We start from the raw sequence: 21929 nt of genomic DNA on the forward strand, positions 1-21929 counted from the left end.
GGCACTCCGAACAAACGCGAAGTTTGGGCGACAATGCGGCAAACAAGGTGGGTCAGCAGCCCACCAAGACGCAGCACAGCGGGGGGCCTCCAACGGTGAGCAATGAAAAGGGCAAGATTCTTGTCGTCGACGACGATCGCTTGGTACTGGCGACCTTGACCTATGGTTTGGCGCAGGCTGGCTTCGAGGTGATTGACGCCGACAATGGCGACGACGCTATTTTGCTGGCGCGTGAACATCGGCCCGAACTGGCCTTGCTGGACATCCGCATGGAAGGGCTGAGCGGCTTCGATGTCGCCGCGTACTTGCGCGAATATCTGCACATCCCCTTTATGTTTTTGTCCGCATTTGCCGACGAAGCCACCGTCGCCAAGGTGAAAGAATTGGGAGCGGTGGCCTACCTGATCAAGCCGCTGGATATTCATCAAATTGTGCCGGCCGTAGAGGCCGCTTTTGCCAACCGCAAGCAAACTCAAACTCCGGCGCCGCCTGCGCAGGAATTGAACAAGCCGGTGTTGCATGAGTTGCTGCCGGTGGCCGTCGGGGTCTTGATGCACCGCTACTCGCTGTCACGCCAAGATGCCTTGGACAGACTGCAAAAGCTGGCCGCAGCCGAGGGCCGCGAACTGGAGCTGCAGGCCAAAATGCTGGTCGAGGCGGTCGAAATGCTGGCTCAGCCCGCGAGCGTGAAGTAGAACTGCGCGCCCTCGCCGACCACCGCCTCGGCCCAAATCTCGCCGCCGTGGCGGCGCACGATGCGACGCACCGAGGCCAAGCCAACCCCGGTGCCTTGAAATTCGCTGGCACTGTGCAGACGTTGAAAGACACCAAACAAGCGATCGGCAAATCGCATATCAAAACCCGCGCCGTTGTCGCTGACGCGGTAAATCCACTGCCCCGCCTCTTGCTGCGCTTCAAAGCGGATCAGCGGCTGCAGGCATTTGCCGCTGTACTTCCAAGCATTGCCGAGCAGGTTCTCCAGCACCATGCGCAACAGCGTCGGATCCCCCTGCACCAACATATGCGGCTGAATATGCACATGGACGCTGCGCTCAGGGCTGGAACGGGCCAACTCCTCCACCACAAACCCTGCTAGCTGGGACAAATTGACCGGTTGACGCGCCAAGGGCTGGGCCGATAACTGCGCCAGCGAGAGCAGCGAGTCAATCATGCTGTTCATGCGCGCCGCCGCACCCATCACCCGGTCTAGATGGTCATTGCCGATGCGGTCCAGCAATCGCCCATAGTCTTCTTTCAAGATGCGGGTGAAGCCCTCCACCACCCGCAGCGGCGCGCGCAAATCATGCGAGACGGTAAAACTGAAAGACTCATGCTCATGCGCCATTTGCTGCGCCTGCAAGGACGGCCCCGCCTCGGGGCGCTGCGGTGCGCTGAGCGGGGCCTGCTGTGGCCACAAGGTCAGCAACTGGTAGCTGCCGCCAGCGTCTGAAAAACTGTTTCCCAGCTCGGGCCTTGGCGACGCTTGCGCAGCCAAGGCCGCCACCACCGGCTCGGGCAAATGACTCAAACACTCGGCCCATGTCGAGCCAGCAGAGGCCGCTGCACCGCTCAATGCGGCAGCTTGCTTGTTCTGCGCCAAAACCCTTGCAAGCCCCTGCGCCGACGCGTCGTCCAAGAGCCAAGCCGGCCCCGGCAGCGCCTCCATCCAGCGATGCTCAATGCCGGTCAGCGATGCCGGCGGTAAAGCCTCAGCGCTGCCTTGATAGCCGCAAAAGCGCCCTTGCTCATCCGTGCAGGCGATGGCTCGCAGGCGCCAGCGAGCGCCGCTACCGTCGCTAGACAGAACCTGCAAGTCAAAGTGGGCGGCCTGCTCTTCAAGCCGCTGACGCAGGCTCTGAGCCCCATCATCAAGCAGATCAAAGCGCTCCCACAATGCTTGCGGCGCAGCCGCACCCGCCCACAGCGAGCTCAGTGCAGCCTGCGGCGCTTGCCAACGCACCAAGCGGTGATTGGCGTCACTCGCCCACTGGCAATGCGGCTGCAGTTGGGCCAGGGTCTGTGCATGCATGCGCGCCTCTCGCAGCGCTGCGAAAAACTGTTGGCGCGTCAATCGCACACCGATATGCCAGGCCAAAGCGGCGACCACCAACAAAACCAAGGCCGTACACAGCCCCGTCAGCAACAAGGCCAGCAGGCCTGAGCTCTCGCCCTGGCGCAACACCAGCAACAAGGCCAGCAGGCACAAGACGCCGGCCGCCAAACTCAGACCCAGCAAGAGCGCCACACCCCGACCGGGCAAGCGGCGGCTACTGAAGCGGGCATCGCTGAGACTATTCATGCCGATCATTGTAGGGATGCAAAATGTCTTTTTTCACCGCCGCCTTGCACGGCCAGGAGCGAGCAAGGCGGCAGCACTCAAGTTAACGCTGCCTGAGCCGATAGCCACACAATAGGCCGGCGCAGCCGAGCTTGCGGCATGGCCAGGCGCGCGCCACACCTTGCCGATTATTGATCCGCGCGATGAGCGCCCTAACTTGATGGACACCGGTCAGCCACTTCAAACAAGCCGCTTGCGCTGGCCAGCGATTTTTCGCACGCGCCAAACGACGACAATGCCGTAGAGATAAGCAGTTTTGACGCAAGCAATTGCCCGCCCAAGATGGAAGCCCCATGCAGTCCACACCAAACCCTGAAAACAAGCCTGCTTCCGCCGATGGCTTTCGCCTAGACGCGCAAGCCTTGGCGCGCCTGGAAGAACTCGACCCCAATGGTGCAAATAGGCTGATAGAGCGAGTAGTCACGGCCTATGTCAAGTCACTTGAACGCCTGTTGCCGGAGCTTGAAGGCGCACGCGGCGCTCAGTTGGACCTGCATGTCATTCGTCATGTCTGCCACACCTTGAAGTCATCGTCGGCCAGCTTGGGTGCACTTGATTTGGCCGAGCGCTGCGCCGAGATTGAAACAATGGCGCGGATTGGCCAAACAGATGGATTGGAGCCCTTGCTAGACGGTATGCTCGGGCAAGTGATCCAAGTCAGGCAGGCTCTGCTGAGCCTGCTGCCTAATATTCCATGAATGCCGCCCTGCCCCATCTAGAAGACGATTTACTGGAGCAGCCCAAAGTGCTGCTCGTTGACGACGACGAGGTCAACTTGCTGTTGACTGCGGTTGCCTTGCGTGCGCGCGGATTCGAAATCACCGAAGCACGCAGCGGCGGCGAAGCACTGGCCCTGATGGCGGCCATGTCGCCGGACATGATCGTGCTGGACGCGATGATGCCCGAACTCGACGGCTTTCAGACCTGCCGACAACTGCGCGAAAAGCCCGGTTTCGAGTCGACGCCGGTGCTGATGTTGACCGGCCTTGATGATGATGCTTCCATCAACCACGCTTATCAGGTCGGTGCCACGGACTTCTTCGTCAAGTCCACCCAGTGGAGCTTGCTGGCCGGGCGACTGCGCTATTTGCTGCGCTCTTCACGCACCCGCATCGAGCTCGAACGCAGCAAGGCACGCCTTGCGCGCGCGCAAGACCTGGCCCGCATGGGCAGCTTCGAGTGGCATGTGGGGGGTGGCTTCACCATGGCCGCCGAGGCCTTGCGCGTGTTCAGCCGTGGCCCCCATGAAGGCCTGGATTTCATCGGCGTGATGCGCATGGTGCCGCATGAGGAACGCGCCTTGTTCCTGCGCCTGCTGCGCGACGTGATGGCGCATAACTCGGTGCTGGTCACCGACCTCACCGTGACGCTGCTGGACGGCCGCCAGCGGGTAGTGCACATCGAGGCCGAGCCCGAATTCAACGAACTCGGCAATGCCAATGGCTATACCGGCGTGATGCAGGACGTGACCGACCGGCGTCACGCCGAAGACCGCATTCGTCAACTTGCCCACTTTGATGCCTTGACGGGTCTGCCCAATCGGCGCCAGCTGATCTGGCGGGTTGAGCGCGCCATCGAGCAAGCGCGCAAAGGTGGCCACGAGGTCGGCCTGCTCTTGATCGATCTGGACCGCTTCAAGATCATCAATGACACCCTGGGTCACGCTGCCGGCGACGAGTTGCTGGTCGAAGTGGGTCGCCGACTGCGCGGCTGCGTCAGGCATTCCGACCAGGTGATGGAGGGCATGCTGGAGACCATAGGCGGGCGCTCGCACCGCACGCTGGAAGCGGTCGGCCGACTCGGCGGCGATGAGTTTGTGGCCCTGCTGCCCGAAGTCGCCGATGAAAGCGACGCCGAGCGGGTCGCCGACCGGGTGCTGGAGGCTTTGCGGGAGCCGATCTTATTGTCCGGCCAAGAATGCTTTGTGACCGCCAGCATTGGCATCGCGCTGTTCCCAAGAGACGGCCAGACCATGGCCGATCTGCTGCGCAATTCCGACGTCGCCATGTACGCGGTCAAGTCGCAGGGTCGCAATGCCTCGGCGCTGTACACGCCCCAACTGGCCGGCCGCGGGCGCGAGAAGCTCGAGCTGGAGAGTGCGCTGCACAAGGCCTTGGAGCGCGGCGAGATCGTGCTGCATTACCAGCCCAAGGTGGATGTGCGCGGTGCGCGCATGGTCGGTGCCGAGGCGCTGATGCGCTGGAAGCGCGATGGCAAGCTGATCCCGCCCAATGACTTCATCCCCTTGGCCGAAGAAACCGGCTTGATCGTGCCGCTGTCCGAATGGGCGCTGAAAGAGGCCGCCAGGCAGGCCAAGGTTTGGCAGCTGAATTTTGGCTTTTCCGACTCGATCGCCGTGAACTTGCCCAGCCGCATGTTCGAGCGCTCCGATCTGGTCGAGCATATTCATCAATGCGTCAGCGCATATGGCGTGCCGCACCGGGCGATCCAGTTGGAGATCACCGAGAACAATTTGATGAAGGACTTGCAAAACGTCATCCCGTCCCTGCACCGGCTGAACGAGGTCGGAGTGGAGATCTCCATTGATGACTTCGGCACCGGCTACTCCTCGCTGGCCTACCTGACCACGCTGCCGATCTCCGAGGTCAAGATCGACCGCACTTTTGTGCGCGATCTGGGCATCACGCCGCAAAGCTCGGCCGTCGTCACCGCCATCATTGCACTGGCCCGTGCGATGGGGCTGCGCGTGATTGCCGAGGGTGTTGAGACCATGCGCCAGATGGATGTCTTGCACCGGCTCGGTTGCAGCTTGATGCAGGGCTTTTTGTTCAGCAAGCCGCTGCCGCCCGAAGAGGTCGAGTTGTGGCTGGCCCAAACCGTGCTGCCGCGCAAGGCGCCCTGGATTGCCCGTGCCAACGCAGATCCGGTTGCAGGCCTTGAGTTCAATCCCACCGACGCCCATCGCCCTACCGGCGGTATTCGATAGGAGTTCACGATGGATGAGCGTCGCCCCGCCTCGGCTCGAATGCCTGCTGCGCAGATTGCCAAGGCTGCATTGGTTCGTCTGGGTCAAGCGCAGTTAGAGCCGACCCCGGAGAATTACGCCCGCGCCTATGCCGTCGAGTCCGGCACCGAAGCCGCCCCTGCGGCGCTGCCCGAGCAGGTCCAGACCTTGTTGACCAAGCTCTTTGCTTTGGGCGTTAGCAGCAGCCAGAACCGCTTGGATTTGCAGGTATGCCTGCGCGAGTCTCGGTGGGCCGATGCGATTCGCCATGTTGAGACCTTGCAGCAGACTGAGGGCCCTGCAGCGCAGGCCGAAGCCTGTGCGCAAGTGATAGAGCGCTTGGTTCGTGGGCTTGAGCGCGGAGGCCGCCAATGGACCATGGCGAAAAAGAAAGATGGCTTGCAGCGGGTACTTGAAGGCAATCGCAGCGATATCCAACGTCTGCTCAAGCGCATGCGGGCTTTGGTCAGCAGCTGGGATTCAGACCTGGCCGACGCCAGCATCGACACCAGCGAAGAAGATGGCGGGGGCTCGCCCAGCCAGTTCTTTATGGGTGACGACTTCGGGCTCAGTCAATTGGATGGTGGCGATGAGCCAGACCGACCGCCAACAAAATCATCGAGTGCAACCGGTTTGGCCGGAGCAGCAAACAGCGCTTGGGTCGAGGTCGGTGCTTCACTGCACGGCACGGTCCAGCACGCACTGAAGAGCCCGGAAGGCTATGCCGACGAGTTGATGGCGGATTTGGATTTTGCCCATCGCGCCCTGCTGATCAGCGGAGCCACCCCACAGGCGGCCGAGCAGATAGAAGCCTTGTGCCAACGCGCTCGCCACATGCTCGATCACCGCCAGCATATGTTCGGCGAGCTGGGACAGCTGTGCCGCGAACTCAGCGCCAGCTTGGTCGATCTGGCCGAGGACGACTCCTGGGCGCGTGGCCAATGCGAGGCCATGAACGACACACTGGAACAGGGCCTGAGCGGCCGCGGCGTGCGCTCGGTCACCGAAATGCTGGGCGGCACCCGCGAGCGCCAGCGCCAGTTGCGTGACGAACGCAGCCGGGCGCGCGATTCGCTGAAGTCCTTGATCCATCAAATGCTGGCCGAGCTGGGCGAATTGGGTCAACACACGGATCGGTTCCAGAACAGCATCGGCCGCTACGCCGAGGTGATCGAAAAAGCCGACTCGCTGGAAAGCCTGGCCGGCGTGGTGCGCGAAATGGTCGAAGAAAGCCGCAGCGTGCAATCGCTGGTGCGTCAAACGCAAGACCGGCTGAGCCTGGAGCATGAGCGTGCCAGCAGCTTGAGCCAGAAGGTCGTGGAGCTAGAAAGTGAATTGCGCCGCATGTCCAATGAGGTGCAGACCGATCAGCTGACCCAGATCGCCAATCGGCGTGGCCTCTTAGCCGCTTTTGCGACCGAGCAGGCCAAGCTGGAGCGCGGCAGCGGCGAGGAAAGCGTCGAAGGGGCAGAGTCCGCGAAGATCGCGCTCGCTCTGCTTGACATCGACAACTTCAAGCGCCTGAATGACACCTTGGGCCACGGCGCCGGCGACATCGCCTTGAAATCGCTGGCCGAACGGGTCTCGAACGAGTTGCGGCCCGGCGACTTGGTCGCCCGCTACGGCGGCGAGGAATTTGTCTTGATGCTGCCCGCGACGCCACTCGACGAAGCCCAAGCGGTGTTGCAGCGTTTGCAGCGAGCCTTGTCGGCCAGCCTGTTCATGCATGAAGGCAAAGACGTTTTCGTCACCTTCTCGGCTGGCGTCACCCATTACCGCCGGGGTGAGACCCTGGAAGCCGCCCTCGACCGGGCCGATCTGGCCTTGTACGAAGCCAAGCACACGGGCAAGAACCGGGCTTGCGTGGCGCCTTGAGCAGCTCAGACCTTGGTGCTAGAAATTGAAGGCCAGGCGCAAGCCGCCCCAATGCTTGCCGTTGACCATGATGGGTGCGGCCACTTCTTTGAGTAGCACAAAGCGGCCGCCGCCCATATCGCGGCGGTAGGTCTGCAGCAAAAATGGTCGCTGATTGCGCGCTGAGGCCAGTCCGGTGCGGTCATTGAAAATGCGGCGGTAGCGGCTATTGGCGGTGTTCCAGACCACATCACCGGCGCGTTGAGGCTGACAGTACTTCTTGTTGTGTGTCGCCACATAACCATTGCGGTCCACGGCGATGCAATAGACCACCTTGTCACTCAAGCTCAGCAGCTTTTCCTGTATCGCCGGAAAATGGCGGTCGGCCAAGTCGACAAAGCCGGTCAGGTGTTGGGCCGGATTGGAGCCGGTAATTTCCCGGTAGTTGTCATCGAACAGCTGCGCGGGCTTGATCACACCTTGCTGCAAAGCCGTCTGCAGCAAGTTGGCTATTTCCAACGCAGCCGTCTGCGCGGCGCGGATGTATGGCGCGTCATCCACCTCCACGCCTGAACCCGCAATCTGCTCGATCAACTGTTCGGAAATCTTCAGAAAACGGTCGCTGCAAGCGAAGGCCGTATCCAGGCTGATCATCGCCTGCTGAACCTCTCGCTCCAACTCATTGGCGCGGCCAGACAAGGAATCTATGGTCAGCGCACTCTGCGAGGCCGAGGCCGCAATCCGGCCCACATCGGTCTGCACATCGGCAAATGCCTGGTGAATCAGACTTTTTTGGGTTTGCGCGGGATCATTGCGCAACTCGCGACTGAAGGTTTCAATGCGCGCATCCAAGGTTGCGACCGTACCCATGATGGACTTGGACGAATTCTCGACCTGGCCTGCCAAGGCCTTGACGGCATCGGCAACAACGCCGAAGCCTTTGCCTGCCTCGCCGGCGCGACCCGCCTCCACCGAGGCGTTGAAAGCCACCAAGCGGGTTTGCAAGGCAATCTTGGTGATCTCGGAGGCGGCATCCGACACCAGGCGCAGCGTTTGCACGATGCCACCGACCTCGTTACCCACACCTTCCAGAGCCTGGGCAGCTCGGCCGACCGCGCCGCGCGACTGTTCGGTCGAGTGGCTGATGGCCTGCTGCGCGCTGCGCACTTGAGCCAGTTCACTCGACAAAGCGCCCATCGCCTCGCATTGCGAGAGCACGATTTTCTGGGTATCTTCCAGCACACCGCGCACCTCGGCGGCGTCTTTGCCCACATTTGAAACCGCCCGAGCCACCTTACGGATCAGCTCGGTCAAACCCTCGGCCCTTATGCTGGCTGCAGTGTTCACCGCTTTTGATTCGGCCTGCTCAAGCCGACCCGCAGTTTCGGGCCGACGCTTCCACCACAGCAATGACATTGACGCTCCCGGTCCGCAAGCCACATGGGCTGCAGACGTCATGAGTTACCAGTCGCGCAGCTTAACCCGCAAACGTGCGATTGCCTGGCTGTGCAACTGACAGACACGCGATTCGGTGACCTTCAGCACAACCGCGATTTCTTTCAAATTCATATCGTGCTCGTAATACATGCTCATCATGTACTGCTCGCGTTCGGGCAGGTTCTTGATCGCCGCCACCAGCGCCTCGCGCATGCGATGGTCTTGCAGCTTAAGTAGGGGGTTATTGCTGTGGTCGGCGACATGACGATCGAGGAAGTCCTCGTCGCCCTCGTCGCCCGACATATCCTCCAGATACACCAGCTGGGTGCCGCGCACCTTGCCGAGCAGCTCTTGATACTCTTCCAGCGGCACGCCCATTTCGATGGCGATTTCGCTCTCCAGCGGCGCGCGGCCGAGCTTTTGCTCCAGCTTGCGCACAGCGCTTTCGATCTCGCGTTGTTGGCGGCGCGAGCCACGGCTCATCCAGTCGCCGCCGCGCAGCTCGTCCAGCATGGCGCCGCGAATGCGCTGGGTCGCGAAGGTCTCGAACTGCACGCCCTGACCAATATCGAAGCGGCTCAAGGCATCCGTCAAACCGATCAGACCGACCTGGATCAGGTCGTCAATTTCGATGTTGGCGGGCAATTTGGCAATCATCTGATGCGCCAAGCGGCGCACCAAAGGGCTGTATTGCCGGATCAGGGAGGAATTATCGAGGCGGCCTTTGGCGGTATACATCATCAGCTCCAGCGGCAATCAAACAGTGGCAACAGCGGCACGGTGCATCTGGGCCCGCACGGGCGGGCGCAGAGGACTGGCATTGACCGAGGCTTCCAGGGCGGCGCCGGGCGGGGCAGCCATCAAAAGCTCACGCGCCAAATGGCGAATCTCGGCGGAAATTGGAGCACTCGACGGGCTCTTGGGGTCCATGCAGGCCCAGTCGCGCAGCACCGCGCCGAGGAATCCGTCGGCACAGCTGCTGATTTGTTGGGCAATCCGGTCGGACAAACGCAGCTGTGGCGAGCAAGCCAAGAGCAGGCTATAGACCATCAATCCAGCCCGGCTGGCCAGCCATTTCATGCCGGCATAGGCGTGGGTGACGCTCATGCTGTCGGTATCGGCCAACAAGACCGGCCGCACTTCGCGCAACGCCACCACGCGCGCCAACTCGGCGGCGCTGGCGTGCAGCAGAACGACATCGGCAAACGGTGCCGCGTCGCTGACCACTTCCAGGAACTGGGCGGCCGAACCATTGGCATTGATATAGCGCATCGGCAGGCCGCGCGCCGCCAGGTAGGACACATCTTTGGACAGGCGCTCGACGCAGGCACTCAGGTCGACCGAGGCCAGCTCCGATGGGATGGGCGCGCTCTCGCCTGCGTCCACCACCAAGGTGTGAAGGCCGAGTTCGGCAAAGGCCGCGCACAGGCCTTCGAGCAGCACGCCGCCGCCCACCACATGGGGGTTGCTGACGACGGGGATGAAGCGCACCCTTGAACTGGCGAAAAGCCGGCGCAGGCCGTCGGCCTGGTCCTGCGGGGAATGTGTACGGTGAGCGTCGCGCATGATGTTGTCCTGTATCTCTTATGAAGTGGGGACTAAAAAGCACCCATGGCAGCGGGATGCTTGAGGCCAAGCGCGGGCCCCCCGGCAAAGATCAAATTCACGTCGGCGCTGTCCATGCGCCAGGCGCCGGCTGCGGCCGCGCGCAGCGCACGCTGCACCAAGGCCTGGGCCGACAGGCGGTGCCAGTCTTCGGGCACGCGTTGACCATTGGTCACGCCCAGCACCTTGAGCTTGTGGCGAATCAAGGTATCCAGCGCCGGGGCCAGCTTGACGGCCTCGTCGATCTTGGACAGCACCACGCCGTGGCAATCGCTGGCACGCCAGGCGCTGACCACATCCTCGATCGTCTCGCCCTGCTGAGCGGCATTGATGACCAGGATCTTGCGCACGCTGCGGTGCGCCAGCATGTCCAGTAGCTCGTTGGTTCGGCTGTCGCGCTGGGCCATGCCTGCCGTGTCGATCAGCACCATTTTCTTGCTGGCCAGCAGCTCCAGCAGATCTTCCAGCGAGGCCTTGTCATGCGCGGTATGCACTGGCACGCCGAGGATGCGGCCATAGGCGCGCAGCTGCTCATGGGCTCCGACCCGGTAGGCGTCCAAGGTGATCAAACCCAGATGCGCAGCGCCGTGGCGGGTGGCGAAGGCGGCGGCCAATTTGGCGGTCGTGGTGGTTTTGCCCACGCCGGTCGAGCCGATCAGCGCGAACACGCCGCCCTGCTCTTCCAGCGCCGGGCTGTGCTCGTCGGTCTGCAGATTGCGGGCCAGCACATTGGCGGCCCAGGTCGTTTCATCGGCGGCCTCACCGGGCCCACCCTTGAATTCGGCCGGGCAGCCTTCGACCAGCTTGCGCACCAAGGCGGGCGAAAAACCGATCTCCAGCAACTTCTGGGTCAAGCGGGCCTGAATCGGCTGGCGCTGCAACTTCTCCATGAAGGCCAGGGCGCCGAAGCGTTCTTCGATCATGCCCTTCATCGAGCGCAGCTCGTTCATCATGTCTTGCTGATCGCGACGGCCACGGCCGGGCATATCGTTGAGCTCGCCCGCATTGCCAATGCCGGACAAGTCAGCCATTTCACGCTGCATCGCCGGCACACGGATTTCGTCGCGCAGCACCGGCGGCGCACGGCGCTGGGCCGGGGCTGGCGGCGGTGCCACCGGTTCGGCGCGGCGTGGCTGCATTGCCTGCAAGGCGTTTTGGGCGCGCTGTTGGCGGGCTGCATTCAAGGAGCTGACGCCGGGCGCGTCTTGCGGGCGGTCCATCAGCATGGGTGGAGCAAGAGGATCAGGTACGCCGTCCAACTCGGCCTGGCGGCGCTTGAGCACGCGCTCACGCACATAGTCCTGAAAGGACAAGGTGCTCATCGCCAGCGTCTGGACGTCGTCGCCGACCTCGCTGGCTCCGGTCAACGGGTCCGAATAGCCAAAGCTCGGTTCGCTGCGCTGGCCGGTGCGGGCGGCGAAGCTGCGTGGATTGGCTGCGGCTTCGTTTTGGCTTGACACGGGGCGCGCTTGGACGCGGCTTGGGGCAGCAACGCGCGGGGCGGTGGCCGCCACGCGCTCGATCTGCGACATCCCTTCGGGCGCCATCGCCAAGACCTCGACGCCACCGGCGCAGGGCTTGTTGGACAGGACCACGGCGTCGTTGCCGAAGGCTTGGCGCACCAGCGCCATCGCTTCACGGGAGGTTTTAGCGGTAAAGCTTTTGACGTTCATGCCGTGCCTCCAATGATCGATCCAATGCGGATGGAATGAGTTTCAGGAATTTCGCTATGGCCGAGCACCTTCAGGCGCGGTGCTGCGCGTTTCAACAAACGGGCCATCGGTGCACGGATCAGGTCGGGCACCAACAAGCAGGCGGGCACACCGCGATCTTCCTGGGCCTGGGCTGTCTCGGCGGCGCTGCGGGCCAGCGTGTCGGCCACGCCGGGGTCCAGGGCCGCGCCATGCGGGGAATTCAAGGCCTGAGTGACCAGGCGCTCCAGCTCGGGCTCCAGCGCGATCACGTCCAGCTCCTTCACCGGGCCGTAAATCTGCTGCACGATGGCGGGTGAAATGTGGGTGCGGATGCGCCGGGCCAGCTCGGCCGGATCGGTCACGGTCGAATTCTCGGCCAGGCTCTCAACGATGGAACGCATGTCACGGATGTGCACGCCCTCTTCCAGCAGCAGCTGGAGAATTCTTTGCAAAGTGGCGATGCCTATCATTTTGGGAATCACATCTTCAATCAGTTGAGGCGCTTGTTTGGTCAGATGTTCAACCAGCGCCTGGGTCTCTACGCGGCCCAGCAACTTGGCTGCGTGGACCTGCATCAAGTGTGAAAGATGTGTGGCCACCACGGTCGAACAATCAACCACGGTAAATCCGGCCATTTGCGCCATTTCCTTTTGCTTGTCGTCGATCCACACCGCCGGCAGGCCAAAAGCTGGGTCGGTGGTCTGCGTGCCTATCAGTTTTTGGGTCGCCTGGCCTGGGTTGATCGCCAACCACATGCCAGGGAACGCCTCCGCCTCGCCCACCACGGCGCCGCGCAGCGACAGCCGGTACTGGCTGGGCCGCAGCTCCAGGTTGTCACGGATATGCACGGACGGCGGCAAAAAGCCCACCTCCTGTGCGAACTTGCGCCGCACGCCTTTGATGCGGCTGAGCAGGTCGCCCTCGCGGGTTTTGTCGACCAGGCTGATCAGCCGGTAGCCGACCTCCAACCCCAAGGTGTCGACCGGGATCAGGTCGTCCCAGGTCGCTTCTGAGTTCGGCTCGGCCGGCGCCAGCGCCGCAACCGCTTGCGTGGTCTTGGCCTCGCGCTCTTGCTGCTGATCCCTGACACGCAGCCACCAGGCGAGATAGCCCAGGGCCCCGGCGATGAACAAAAACACCAGGTGCGGCATGCCCGGGATCAAGCCCAGCATGCCGATCACGCCGGAAGTCACCGCCAAAGACTTGGCCGAACCAAAGACCTGGCGACCGATCTGGCTGCCGATGTCTTTGTCGGTGCCGACGCGCGACACCACCATCGCTGCCGCGACCGAAATCAGCAGCGCCGGCACTTGGGCCACCAGCGCATCACCGACCGCCAGCAAGATGTAGGAATCGGCCGCTTGGCCGGCACTCAGGCCATGTTGCGCCATGCCGATGATGAAGCCACCAATGATGTTGATGAACAGAATCAACATGCCGGCTACCGCGTCGCCGCGCACAAACTTGCTGGCACCGTCCATGGAGCCGAAAAAGTCTGCCTCGTCGCCCAGTTCGGCACGGCGGCGCTTGGCTTCTTTCTCGTCGATCAGGCCCGCGTTCAGATCGGCATCGACCGCCATCTGCTTGCCCGGCATCGCGTCCAAGGAAAAGCGCGCGCCGACCTCGGCGATACGCTCCGCACCCTTGGTGACCACGATGAAATTGATCACCACCAGAATCGCAAACACGATCAGGCCGACGGCGAAATTGCCGCCAATCAGAAAGTGGCCAAAGGCCTCGATCACCCGGCCGGCCGCGCCGGTGCCGGTGTGGCCCTCCAGCAGCACCACGCGGGTCGAGGCGACGTTGAGCGACAGGCGCAGCAAGGTGGTCAAGAGCAGGACGGTCGGGAAGGCCGCAAAGTCCAGCGGCTTGATCATGTGGGCGGCCACCATCATCACCATCACCGCCATCGCGATATTGAAGGTGAACATCAGGTCCAGCATGAAGGCCGGCAGCGGCAGCACCATCATGGACAGCACCATGATGACGGCCATCGGTGCGCCCAAAGCCCCCAGTACGCCGGCGCGCGGCCCCAACAGGGCTTGCAGTTGAGCGATCAAGGCATTCATACGGGTTCATCCTCCAGATCGCTGTCCGTCGGGACCGGCTTGTTGTGCGGATCCAGCTCCGGCGGCACCGGTGGATTGGGCATGGCGGGCTTGGCGCTGCGGTTCTTGATGGCGGCCTTCAACTGATACACATAGGCCAGCACCTGGGCCACGGCCGAGAACAACTCGACCGGAATTTCGCGGTCGACCTCGGCATGGGCATAGAGGGCCCGCGCCAACACTGGCGACTGCAAAACCGGTACCTTGCATTCGGTCGCCAGGTCACGAATCTTCATCGCCAACAGATCTGCACCCTTGGCCACCACGCGCGGCGCGGCCATGCTGGCGTCGTCATACTTCAGCGCCACCGCATAGTGGGTTGGATTCATCACGATCAGGTCCGCTGTCGGCACGGCGGCGAGCATGCGCCGGCGGCCGATCTCGCGCATCTTGGCGCGGATCTTGGCCTTGATTTCTTGGTTACCCTCGGCCTCTTTCATTTCCTGCTTGGCCTCTTCACGCGTCATGCGCATGCGGCGGTTGTAAAGCTGCTGTTGCAGCGGCACATCGATGGCGGCGAACAGCGCCAGCGCCACGCCAAGCAAGGTCATGCCGCCCATCAACTGCTGGCCGGCATAGACCAAGGCAGCCGGAAGCGGCACCGACATGATGCCGACGAAGGTCGTCATGCGGTCCTTCAAGACCATCGCCCCGATGACGCCCAGAATCAAGGCCAAGGCCACCGCCTTCAGCGCCTGCCCTACGCCCTGACCAGACACCAGCCGCCCCAGGCCGGTAAGGGGATTGAGGTTGGAGAACTTGGGTGCCAGCGGCTTCAAGGTCCAGTTCCAACCGCCCGATGCGATATTGCTGGCGATGGCGACCAGCATCAAAAAGCCGCTGACAGGCAACATCACCATCAGAAAACGCAGGGACAAGTCCCACAAACGCTCGGCCATGAAATTGGGTTGCGCCAACATGCGGGCATCAAAGCGCAGCGCCAAGCCCAGCATGTTTTGCAAGGCTTCACTGATTGCCGGCCCACCCACCATCAGCACCGCGGCGGCGGCCACCATCATCGCGAAATGAGGCAAATCCTTTGAACGCGGCAGCTGGCCTTCGGCCCGAGATCTCTCGATCTTCTTGGCTGAGGCCGGTAAATTTCTGTCTTGTGCGTCTTGGTCGGCCATGATGTATCAGGTTGGACGAGCAGGTACTCGCTCGTGCAGCCATTGTTCGCGGGCCGGCCAAAAACTTAAGGCGGAAAAGCTCGGTAAAAACAGCCGTCATCCGGCGTGAGCTTTTTCACAGATCAGAATCGGGCCGGCAAGCTCCTGACGGCCTGGGACGTAAAAAAACCCGCCAGCGGCGGGTTTGGTCCTTGCGGTCCGAGACTTTAGAAGCCCAAGCTCGCCAGCAAATCATCAACTTCACCTTGATCGGCCACCACATCGGTGCGACCCTCGGGGTTGACGACCGGGCCTTGCAGAATGTTGGGGTCAACCTTCTCTCGCTGCTCTGGCGGCACGATGGACACCAGCAGCTTGACCAGGCTGTCTTCCAGATCGTTGGCCAGCGTCACGACCTTGGCCACCACCTGACCGGTCAGATCATGGAAGTCTTGCGCCATCATGATGTCGGTCAGATGCGCATCGATGCGGGCCGTGCGGGCCTCGACTTCCTTGACGAAGTTCAAGACCGCACCGCTGGCCACCGCCTTGACCGGATCAGCCACCAAGGCCGCCGCGATCTCATTGGTGGCGTTGGTGATGTAGGCGTGGTCGACCTTGGCTTCATCGACCGAGTTCAACACCTTGTTGGCGGCGGCAGCCGTCTTGGTGGCGATATAGCTCAGCCGGCTGCGCGCATCGGGCAGGCCGTCGGTGGCGACTTGAAGCTTGGGCATCACGCCGAGTTGCTGCATGGTGTCGTGCAAAACCCGCGTGATGGTGCCAATTTGCTGGAACACTTCGGGCGAGACCGTCAGCGGATCTGTGCCCGTGTCCAATTTACTCAGTGCTTCGATTGACATATCGTGTCTCCCTGGGGATCAGGCCGCTGCGGCCAGTTTTTGCATAATTTTCTGTACTTTTTCTTCCAGGGTTGCCTTGGTGAAAGGCTTGACGATATAACCAGCCGCCCCCGATTGCGCCGCCAGCACAATGTCTTCCTTGCGCGCTTCGGCCGTCACCATCAGCACCGGCAAATGTTTGAGATTGGGGTCTTCTTTGATTGCCTTGAGCAACTCAAAGCCGGTCATATTCGGCATATTGATGTCACTGACGACGAAGTCGTACTTGGCCAGCTTGAGCATGCTGAGGGCTTCAACGCCGTCTTCAGCTTCGTCGCAGTTGTTGTAGCCGATCTCCTTCAACAAGCCGCGCACAATGCGCCGCATGGTTGAGAAATCGTCAACAACCAAAAATTTCATATCTGTGCTCATGGCTTTCCTCGCAGGGCTAGAGAGATTTATCGGGGCTTGGTGGCGGAACTTGAGGGACTTATTTCAGTGGCGGCATCAGCAGGCGCTGGCGCCGGGTCTTCTGGCGGCAAATTCTTCAATACAGCGTCTTCTGCATCGCGATTCATCACGATGATACTGATGCGGCGGTTGATCGGGCTTTCGGGCTGTTTGGGGTCCAGCAACTTGCTCGCGGCCAAACCCTGCACCCGCAGCGTACGCGCTTCCGGCAGGCCGCCAAGATTTAATTCACGCCGCGAGGCGTTGGCCCGGTCGGCCGATAGTTCCCAGTTGCTATAACCCCGATCTCCGCCGGGGAAGGGCTGGGCATCGGTGTGGCCTTCCAATGTCAATCGGTTGGGCACTTCGGACAAGACATTGCCCAACTCGCGCAGCAACTGCTTCATATAGGGCTTGACCACGGCGCTGCCGCTGTCGAACATCGGCCGCCCCTCTTCATCGGCGATTTGAATCCGCAGGCCTTCCAGCGTCATATCGAGCTTGATCTGGCCGCCCAGCGAGCTCAGCTGCGGGTTGTTGGCCAGCACTTTTGTAACCTTGTCCTTCAACTCCTCGAGGCGAGCACGTTCGGCCTTGCGTTGCTCTTCCTTCAAGGCCCGCAGATTGAAGGTGCGCTTTTGCGCCTCAACATCGCCGGATTTGACTTGCCCGGTTTCGCGCGTCAAGTCCTTGCCGCCGCCCTTGACCACCGAGGAAGAATCGCCCGAGCCCGAGCCGCCCTGCATCGCCACCTTGAGGGGCGAGCCAAAGAAGTCAGCGATGCCTTTTTTATCGCCCTCGGTGGTGGAGCCGAGCAACCACATCAGCAAGAAGAAAGCCATCATCGCCGTCACGAAGTCGGCATAGGCAATCTTCCAGGCGCCACCATGACTGGCGTGCCCGCCCTTCTTGACGCGCTTGATGATGATGGGCTGGAGCTTTTTGGCGTCACCGGCCATGTTTGCTTACCCCCACGTCGCCGAATACGGCTCCTGCCCCCATGGTCCGGAACAGGTCCATTGCATGGTCCAGGGGCGCCGTCCGTTTTGGGAGCGGCCCGGCAGCGGACTTGATTCTGTTTGCCCCCACGTCGCCGAATACGGCTCCTGCCCCCATGGTCCGGAACAGGTCCATTGCATGGTCCAGGGGCGCCGTCCGCTTTGGGAGCGGCCCGGCAGCGGACTTGTAAGCCCCCAGAAACTGCGTTTCAAGCAAGAGCAAAGGCATCACTTCTTGCCCTTCACATGAGCCTCAAGCTCGCCGAATGTGGGGCGGTCGCCGGAGAACAGCACCTTGCGGCCGAATTCGATGGCGACTTGCGGGGCGTAGCCTTGCATGCTGGCCAGGAGCGTGGTTTTGATGCATTGCAACTCTTTGCCGGCGTCCTCGACCTTTTGCTCCAGCAAACCGGCCAAGGGCTCAGCAAAAGCATAGGCCAGCAAAATGCCGAGGAAGGTACCGACCAGCGCCGAGCCGATCATGCCGCCCAGCACCGCCGGCGGCTGACCGACCGAGCCCATGGTGTTGACCACCCCGAGCACCGCCGCCACGATGCCGAAAGCCGGCAGACCGCCGGCAATGCGTTGAATCGCTGCCACGGCGGCATGCTCTTCGGCATGGTGGGTATCGATCTCGTTGTCCATCAGCGATTCAATCTCATGCGCATTGAGGTTGCCCGACACCATCATGCGAAGGTAGTCGGTGATGAATTCGGTGACATGGTGGTCATTGCCCACGGTCGGGTATTTTTGAAACAGCGCCGAACTGTGCGGATCCTCGACGTCTTTTTCAATCGACATCAGACCTTCTTTGCGGGCTTTTTGCAAGATGTCGTACATCAGCGCCAGCAACTCCAGATAGCGGGCCTTGCTGAATTTGCTGCCCTTGAAGCAGCGACCCAAGCCGGCCAGGGTGCCCTTCACCACTTTCATCTGGTTATTGGCCAGAAAGGCGCCGATGGCGGCACCAAAAATGGTGATCATCTCGAACGGCAAGGCATGCAAGATCACGCTGATATTGCCACCGTGGAATATGTAGACGCCGAAGATGCAAACCATCGCGACGGCCCAACCGATGAAGACAAACATAATGCTTTCTTTTGAGGGTTCCCTGCCCTTATCGGCGGGATCGTTGAGGCCTTGAGTGTGGCAATAGTTTTCGCGGGCGGTCTGCGCATCAAAGCGGTTTTGACGGCTCAATCGAGCCTATTGACATGGCGCTGGCTTGCTCAGCAACTGTCAGGCGCCAGCGCTTGCGGGCGATACAGCCACAGGCTGTGTCCGCGACTCAAGGGCAGCGTCGCCAACGGGATTTGCCCGCCGATCTCAAAGTCCAGGCTGACCAGATAGGCCGTGGGCCGCATCTCCCGACAGGCCTTGACCCACACCCGGTCCATGGTCTCGGGGCGTTGAAACACATAGACCAGAGCAAATCGCGCCCAATCCTGCGTCCACATATCGCCTCTTTGGATCTTGGCCCAAGGGCACCGCCAGGCGGCCAAGCGGGCCAACAGGCGGCTCCATTCGATGCCTTCAATATGAGCGTGGGGATAAACTTGGTGCAACTCCCGCAGGCCATCACCTAAGCCGCAGCCGACGTCAAGTATTGCGGAGTTCACGGGCAAGGGAGCCAGCTCGCCCAGCGCCGCCAAAGCGCCCCGTGGCGTTGGGAACCAAGGTGCATCACTCCAAGTGCGGCGTGGGTAGGCCAGGGCCAGCAAGCCCAGCGGCAAGAGCCAGCCCCAGGCAGGCAGGGCCGCAGAGCGCAGCACCACCAGCATTGACAAGGGGAATCCAAGTGCCACGATCAGGCGACGCCAGCGCGCCTGATGCAGCAGCGCCAAACCAGCGCCTACCAAGGCGCTGGCAACCATGGCCGGACCCAGGGCCAAGCCCGACGCCATCAAGCCCATGAAGCTCGCCCAAGCGGCCCCCCAACTCAGCAAAGCGGGCAGCGGCCAGCGCAGCAAATGCATCGCTTGCGGCATGGACGGGCGATGTAGCGAGCCGCGGCCGCCTTCAGTGCATCTGGATCGAACCTTGCGCCCTGCCCTTGCCGGCGCGAGCCGGCGGATTGCACATGCCGCAGACATAGTGGCGGGCAATCTCGTGCGGGTGGGTGACGAAATGGCCGCCGCAGTCCGAGCATTTCGTCATCGTCAGCATGCCGTTGTCGATGAACTTGACCAGGCGCCATGCGCGCGTGATGGACAGCATCGCTTCCAGCCCCTGCGCCTGCGTCTGCTCTTGATAGAGCTGATAGGCCTTGATGACGGCGTCAATCTCGTCCAACTCCGAGACCTTGTTCAGGTACTCATGTACGTTCAGGAACAAGGACGCGTGGATATTGGGCTGCCAGGTCATGAACCAATCGGTCGAGAACGGCAGTTGGCCTTTGGATGGGCTTTTGCCCGAAACTTCCTTGTACAGGCGCAGCAGGCGCTCGTAAGACAGGTCGGTCTCCGACTCCAACACTTGCAAGCGCGCACCCAGATTGATCAGGGTCACGGCACGGCTGATCTGCAGAGCTTCGGTGAGGATACTTTTGTTGCGCATGATGGAGTCTCGGTTCTTGGATCTGTTCAGTCTTTGCGGGGCCAGCGCCGGGCCGCCCCAAGCGGTCCCGCCGAACTGACATGAGGCGGGCACGGCCCGTTTCAGGTCAGGCCCCTTGGGGGCGCTTGCGCGTACCCGCGCAAGCGGGGTCAACAAGCTAGGCGGCTTCTTGATGACGGCCGGCCATCAGGATGCTGGCGTGCAGGCGGGAGACGCCGTCGTTGGCGGCGGTCTTGCCGTGGCTGGTCAACAGACCCCAGACCAGATCGTCATCCATGCGGAAGCGGCACAGCAAGGTGTTGCCGGAAGCGATCTTCATCAGCTGAGCTGGGCTCAAGGTGGCGATCAAGGTAGCGGTGTCCTCGGAGACACCCAAGCGGTACAGCGCTTGCTCGCGGTCGGCGCGAATCAGGTTCTGCGCCAACATCAGGTAGGACAGATTGGCTTCACGAATTTCGGCGAGGATTTGGTCTGCGTTCATGTTGAGCTCCGGGGTTTTGACTTCGTGATTCGTAACAACTTGATACGGATTGTGAAGACATGAACTGGGCTGCAACATCAGGCTATCTCCAGCGCTTGAGTCCCTTTTCTTCCCTCACCTCTGTCAGGTAACTTCCTACACGGGACAGCCTGTTTTAACGCGTCTCCCAGGAAGATCTTGTCGGTGTAGGACAAAAACTGTCAGCCAACCAGGGTGGCCAGCACTTCCATGCGCAAGGCGTCGTTATCCCGTAATGACTGCAAAACCATGGGCATAAAGCGACGGTTGTGTTCGATATTGCGGACCACAACATAGGTCACGCGCACGCACTCATCGATGCCAAAGGGCTGATCGGCGCGCGCCGCGAGGGCCTGCAAATAGAACTTGATCAGGGCGAAGCGCACAGCCAGGGCCATGAAGTCGGCTTCCAGCTCAGGGCTGCCGTTGCGCGGGAACAAGGAGACAACCATGCTGTTGACAAGATAGTTCTTCAGCACATGCGGATGCGCCGCACCAAACTCTCTGAGCCTTTCAGCACCTTGCGAGCTCTGGGCTTGCAGGCCGGCCTGGACCTCCGCGATCAAGGCGCGAAACGAAGGGCGCCCGCCGTTGTCAGCCAAGAACTTCTGCGTTGCCCCCATCAGTAACGATGCCTGCAACTCTTTCGGAATGTTCAGGCCCTCAACATGGGCGGCCGCATGCTCTAAAAAGTTCGGGTTCAGGTATTGCTCGAAAGCGTCTGACATACCCTGATCAGCGGCCAGCGCATCCCCACCCTGCGCTTGCACATCGGCGGCCACCTTGGCAACTTGGCGCAGCAAAAGACCGCACACCACCAAGGCTTGAGCCGCAGTCAGGTCGGGATGCTTGATGACCATGATCAAGGCCTCACGCAGCAGTCGGGCGTGCCGGCGCACGAGATCGGGCTCGGCCGCCGCAACCGGGCCAACGCGGCGGTTGAATGGCACCAAACTGAGGTTGGCAAAAGGCAGGGTGAAGCTATCCAACTCGACCGCATCGGCCGAGGCCAAAGCCAAGCGCGCAGCCTCTGGGCAACTCAAACTGGCCGCCACGCCCGCCTGAACACCTTCCAAGGTGTAGATGCGAGGATATTCGCTACAGGTATTGGACAAGGCCTGCGCGCCCAAGCCTGAATGGATTTGGCAAAGCCTGGCTTCGTCCAAAAAAGGACAAGCTTGCTCGGTCTTCAGGGCAATCGAGGCGTAGCTGCCGCTTACCGACACCGAGCTGGAATTCTTCTGCACATGCTGGCGCAGCAAACTCGCCAAGGGCTCGATCTTGATCGTCTGATACTTTTGATAGGTCGCCTTGTCGATGCTGACCTGCCAGCCCGTACAGCAGTTCTCAACACAGGCGGAGCCCACACATTGAAACTGCTTCAAGTAGCGCGGAGCTTGAGCGACCGGACTGAATTTACCCATCTTCATCAACCTCAAGTCCAAAAATTGCTTGTGAGCGTAACGCCTTA

General features: G+C 61.5%; 19 protein-coding genes. 4 read left to right on the forward strand and 15 right to left on the reverse strand.

The features are described 5' to 3' along the window. Positions 1-95: 95 nt before the first annotated feature. Positions 96-695: a response regulator gene (locus tag LNV09_RS12545; protein ID WP_263557417.1), complete on the forward strand. Its 600-nt coding sequence runs from the start codon at positions 96-98 to the stop codon at positions 693-695. Here LNV09_RS12545 and LNV09_RS12550 read toward each other — a convergent pair. After that, on the reverse strand, positions 674-2299 hold the full coding sequence (locus LNV09_RS12550; RefSeq protein WP_263557418.1) for a sensor histidine kinase: 1626 nt from the start codon (positions 2297-2299) through the stop codon (positions 674-676). The two genes, LNV09_RS12545 and LNV09_RS12550, sit on opposite strands and share 22 nt — an antisense overlap. A gap of 332 nt (positions 2300-2631) precedes the next feature. Here LNV09_RS12550 and LNV09_RS12555 point away from each other — a divergent pair, with 332 nt between their 5' ends. The 3 genes from LNV09_RS12555 to LNV09_RS12565 are packed head-to-tail and all read left to right on the forward strand — an operon-like array spanning position 2632 to position 7178. Beyond that, a complete protein-coding gene (locus LNV09_RS12555) occupies positions 2632-3036 on the forward strand; it encodes an Hpt domain-containing protein (protein WP_263557419.1) in 405 nt (134 codons plus the stop codon). After that, positions 3033-5285 carry a putative bifunctional diguanylate cyclase/phosphodiesterase gene (locus LNV09_RS12560; RefSeq protein ID WP_263557420.1) on the forward strand — a complete coding sequence of 751 codons (2253 nt, stop codon included), beginning with the start codon at positions 3033-3035 and terminating at the stop codon, positions 5283-5285. The genes LNV09_RS12555 and LNV09_RS12560 overlap by 4 nt, the downstream gene beginning before the upstream one ends. Before the next feature lie 9 nt (positions 5286-5294). Further along, positions 5295-7178 carry a GGDEF domain-containing protein gene (locus LNV09_RS12565; RefSeq protein WP_263557421.1) on the forward strand — a complete coding sequence of 628 codons (1884 nt, stop codon included), beginning with the start codon at positions 5295-5297 and terminating at the stop codon, positions 7176-7178. Between the two features lie 18 nt (positions 7179-7196). Here the strand turns inward: LNV09_RS12565 and LNV09_RS12570 are convergent, their stop codons facing one another. The 14 genes from LNV09_RS12570 to fliB form a co-directional block, all read right to left on the reverse strand. Further along, positions 7197-8573, reverse strand: a complete 1377-nt coding sequence (locus LNV09_RS12570; RefSeq protein ID WP_263557422.1) for a methyl-accepting chemotaxis protein — start codon at positions 8571-8573, stop codon at positions 7197-7199. Between the two features lie 45 nt (positions 8574-8618). After that, the gene (locus tag LNV09_RS12575) at positions 8619-9332 is read right to left on the reverse strand and encodes an RNA polymerase sigma factor FliA (RefSeq protein ID WP_263557423.1); all 714 of its coding nucleotides are present in this window, start codon (positions 9330-9332) and stop codon (positions 8619-8621) included. A gap of 18 nt (positions 9333-9350) precedes the next feature. Then, a complete protein-coding gene (locus LNV09_RS12580) occupies positions 9351-10160 on the reverse strand; it encodes a MinD/ParA family ATP-binding protein (RefSeq protein WP_263557424.1) in 810 nt (269 codons plus the stop codon). 32 nt (positions 10161-10192) lie between these two features. Continuing rightward, positions 10193-11872, reverse strand: a complete 1680-nt coding sequence (gene flhF, locus LNV09_RS12585; RefSeq protein WP_263557425.1) for a flagellar biosynthesis GTPase FlhF — start codon at positions 11870-11872, stop codon at positions 10193-10195. After that, positions 11869-13965 carry a flagellar biosynthesis protein FlhA gene (flhA, locus tag LNV09_RS12590; protein ID WP_263557426.1) on the reverse strand — a complete coding sequence of 699 codons (2097 nt, stop codon included), beginning with the start codon at positions 13963-13965 and terminating at the stop codon, positions 11869-11871. The genes flhF and flhA overlap by 4 nt, the downstream gene beginning before the upstream one ends. Next, the gene (flhB, locus tag LNV09_RS12595) at positions 13962-15134 is read right to left on the reverse strand and encodes a flagellar biosynthesis protein FlhB (RefSeq protein ID WP_263557427.1); all 1173 of its coding nucleotides are present in this window, start codon (positions 15132-15134) and stop codon (positions 13962-13964) included. Before flhB ends, flhA begins: the two co-directional genes overlap by 4 nt. A gap of 206 nt (positions 15135-15340) precedes the next feature. Continuing rightward, on the reverse strand, positions 15341-15976 hold the full coding sequence (locus LNV09_RS12600; protein WP_263557428.1) for a protein phosphatase CheZ: 636 nt from the start codon (positions 15974-15976) through the stop codon (positions 15341-15343). An 18-nt stretch (positions 15977-15994) separates the two neighbouring features. Continuing rightward, the gene (gene cheY, locus LNV09_RS12605) at positions 15995-16387 is read right to left on the reverse strand and encodes a chemotaxis response regulator CheY (protein ID WP_263557429.1); all 393 of its coding nucleotides are present in this window, start codon (positions 16385-16387) and stop codon (positions 15995-15997) included. Between the two features lie 26 nt (positions 16388-16413). Continuing rightward, positions 16414-17364 (reverse strand): flagellar motor protein MotB, encoded by a 951-nt coding sequence (gene motB / locus LNV09_RS12610; protein ID WP_263557430.1) that lies wholly within the window; start codon positions 17362-17364, stop codon positions 16414-16416. Between the two features lie 267 nt (positions 17365-17631). Then, positions 17632-18492, reverse strand: a complete 861-nt coding sequence (motA, locus tag LNV09_RS12615) for a flagellar motor stator protein MotA (protein WP_263557431.1) — start codon at positions 18490-18492, stop codon at positions 17632-17634. A 140-nt stretch (positions 18493-18632) separates the two neighbouring features. Next, positions 18633-19391, reverse strand: a complete 759-nt coding sequence (locus LNV09_RS12620; protein WP_263557432.1) for a class I SAM-dependent methyltransferase — start codon at positions 19389-19391, stop codon at positions 18633-18635. 31 nt (positions 19392-19422) lie between these two features. Beyond that, positions 19423-19959 (reverse strand): flagellar transcriptional regulator FlhC, encoded by a 537-nt coding sequence (flhC, locus tag LNV09_RS12625; protein WP_263533479.1) that lies wholly within the window; start codon positions 19957-19959, stop codon positions 19423-19425. 157 nt (positions 19960-20116) lie between these two features. After that, positions 20117-20440 carry a flagellar transcriptional regulator FlhD gene (flhD, locus tag LNV09_RS12630; RefSeq protein ID WP_263533480.1) on the reverse strand — a complete coding sequence of 108 codons (324 nt, stop codon included), beginning with the start codon at positions 20438-20440 and terminating at the stop codon, positions 20117-20119. A gap of 200 nt (positions 20441-20640) precedes the next feature. Next, positions 20641-21888, reverse strand: coding sequence for a flagellin lysine-N-methylase (gene fliB / locus LNV09_RS12635; protein WP_263557433.1), 1248 nt, complete (start codon positions 21886-21888; stop codon positions 20641-20643). Positions 21889-21929: the final 41 nt, after the last annotated feature.

It is taken from the genome of Paucibacter sp. B2R-40 (assembly GCF_025717555.1).
Classification (GTDB): Bacteria; Pseudomonadota; Gammaproteobacteria; order Burkholderiales; family Burkholderiaceae_C; genus Paucibacter_A.

Bases quoted from the DNA above. Each gene is read 5' to 3' on its own strand.
- flhF (WP_263557425.1), bottom strand. From the start codon at position 11,872: ATGAACGTCAAAAGCTTTACCGCTAAAACCTCCCGTGAAGCGATGGCG.
- LNV09_RS12620 (WP_263557432.1), bottom strand. From the start codon at position 19,391: ATGCCGCAAGCGATGCATTTGCTGCGCTGGCCGCTGCCCGCTTTGCTG.
- LNV09_RS12565 (WP_263557421.1), top strand. From the start codon at position 5,295: ATGGATGAGCGTCGCCCCGCCTCGGCTCGAATGCCTGCTGCGCAGATT.
- LNV09_RS12560 (WP_263557420.1), top strand. From the start codon at position 3,033: ATGAATGCCGCCCTGCCCCATCTAGAAGACGATTTACTGGAGCAGCCC.
- motA (WP_263557431.1), bottom strand. From the start codon at position 18,492: ATGTTTGTCTTCATCGGTTGGGCCGTCGCGATGGTTTGCATCTTCGGC.
- LNV09_RS12580 (WP_263557424.1), bottom strand. From the start codon at position 10,160: ATGCGCGACGCTCACCGTACACATTCCCCGCAGGACCAGGCCGACGGC.
- LNV09_RS12600 (WP_263557428.1), bottom strand. From the start codon at position 15,976: ATGTCAATCGAAGCACTGAGTAAATTGGACACGGGCACAGATCCGCTG.
- flhB (WP_263557427.1), bottom strand. From the start codon at position 15,134: ATGGCCGACCAAGACGCACAAGACAGAAATTTACCGGCCTCAGCCAAG.
- cheY (WP_263557429.1), bottom strand. From the start codon at position 16,387: ATGAGCACAGATATGAAATTTTTGGTTGTTGACGATTTCTCAACCATG.
- motB (WP_263557430.1), bottom strand. From the start codon at position 17,364: ATGGCCGGTGACGCCAAAAAGCTCCAGCCCATCATCATCAAGCGCGTC.
- flhA (WP_263557426.1), bottom strand. From the start codon at position 13,965: ATGAATGCCTTGATCGCTCAACTGCAAGCCCTGTTGGGGCCGCGCGCC.
- flhD (WP_263533480.1), bottom strand. From the start codon at position 20,440: ATGAACGCAGACCAAATCCTCGCCGAAATTCGTGAAGCCAATCTGTCC.
- LNV09_RS12550 (WP_263557418.1), bottom strand. From the start codon at position 2,299: ATGAATAGTCTCAGCGATGCCCGCTTCAGTAGCCGCCGCTTGCCCGGT.
- flhC (WP_263533479.1), bottom strand. From the start codon at position 19,959: ATGCGCAACAAAAGTATCCTCACCGAAGCTCTGCAGATCAGCCGTGCC.
- LNV09_RS12570 (WP_263557422.1), bottom strand. From the start codon at position 8,573: ATGTCATTGCTGTGGTGGAAGCGTCGGCCCGAAACTGCGGGTCGGCTT.
- LNV09_RS12555 (WP_263557419.1), top strand. From the start codon at position 2,632: ATGCAGTCCACACCAAACCCTGAAAACAAGCCTGCTTCCGCCGATGGC.
- LNV09_RS12575 (WP_263557423.1), bottom strand. From the start codon at position 9,332: ATGTATACCGCCAAAGGCCGCCTCGATAATTCCTCCCTGATCCGGCAA.
- fliB (WP_263557433.1), bottom strand. From the start codon at position 21,888: ATGAAGATGGGTAAATTCAGTCCGGTCGCTCAAGCTCCGCGCTACTTG.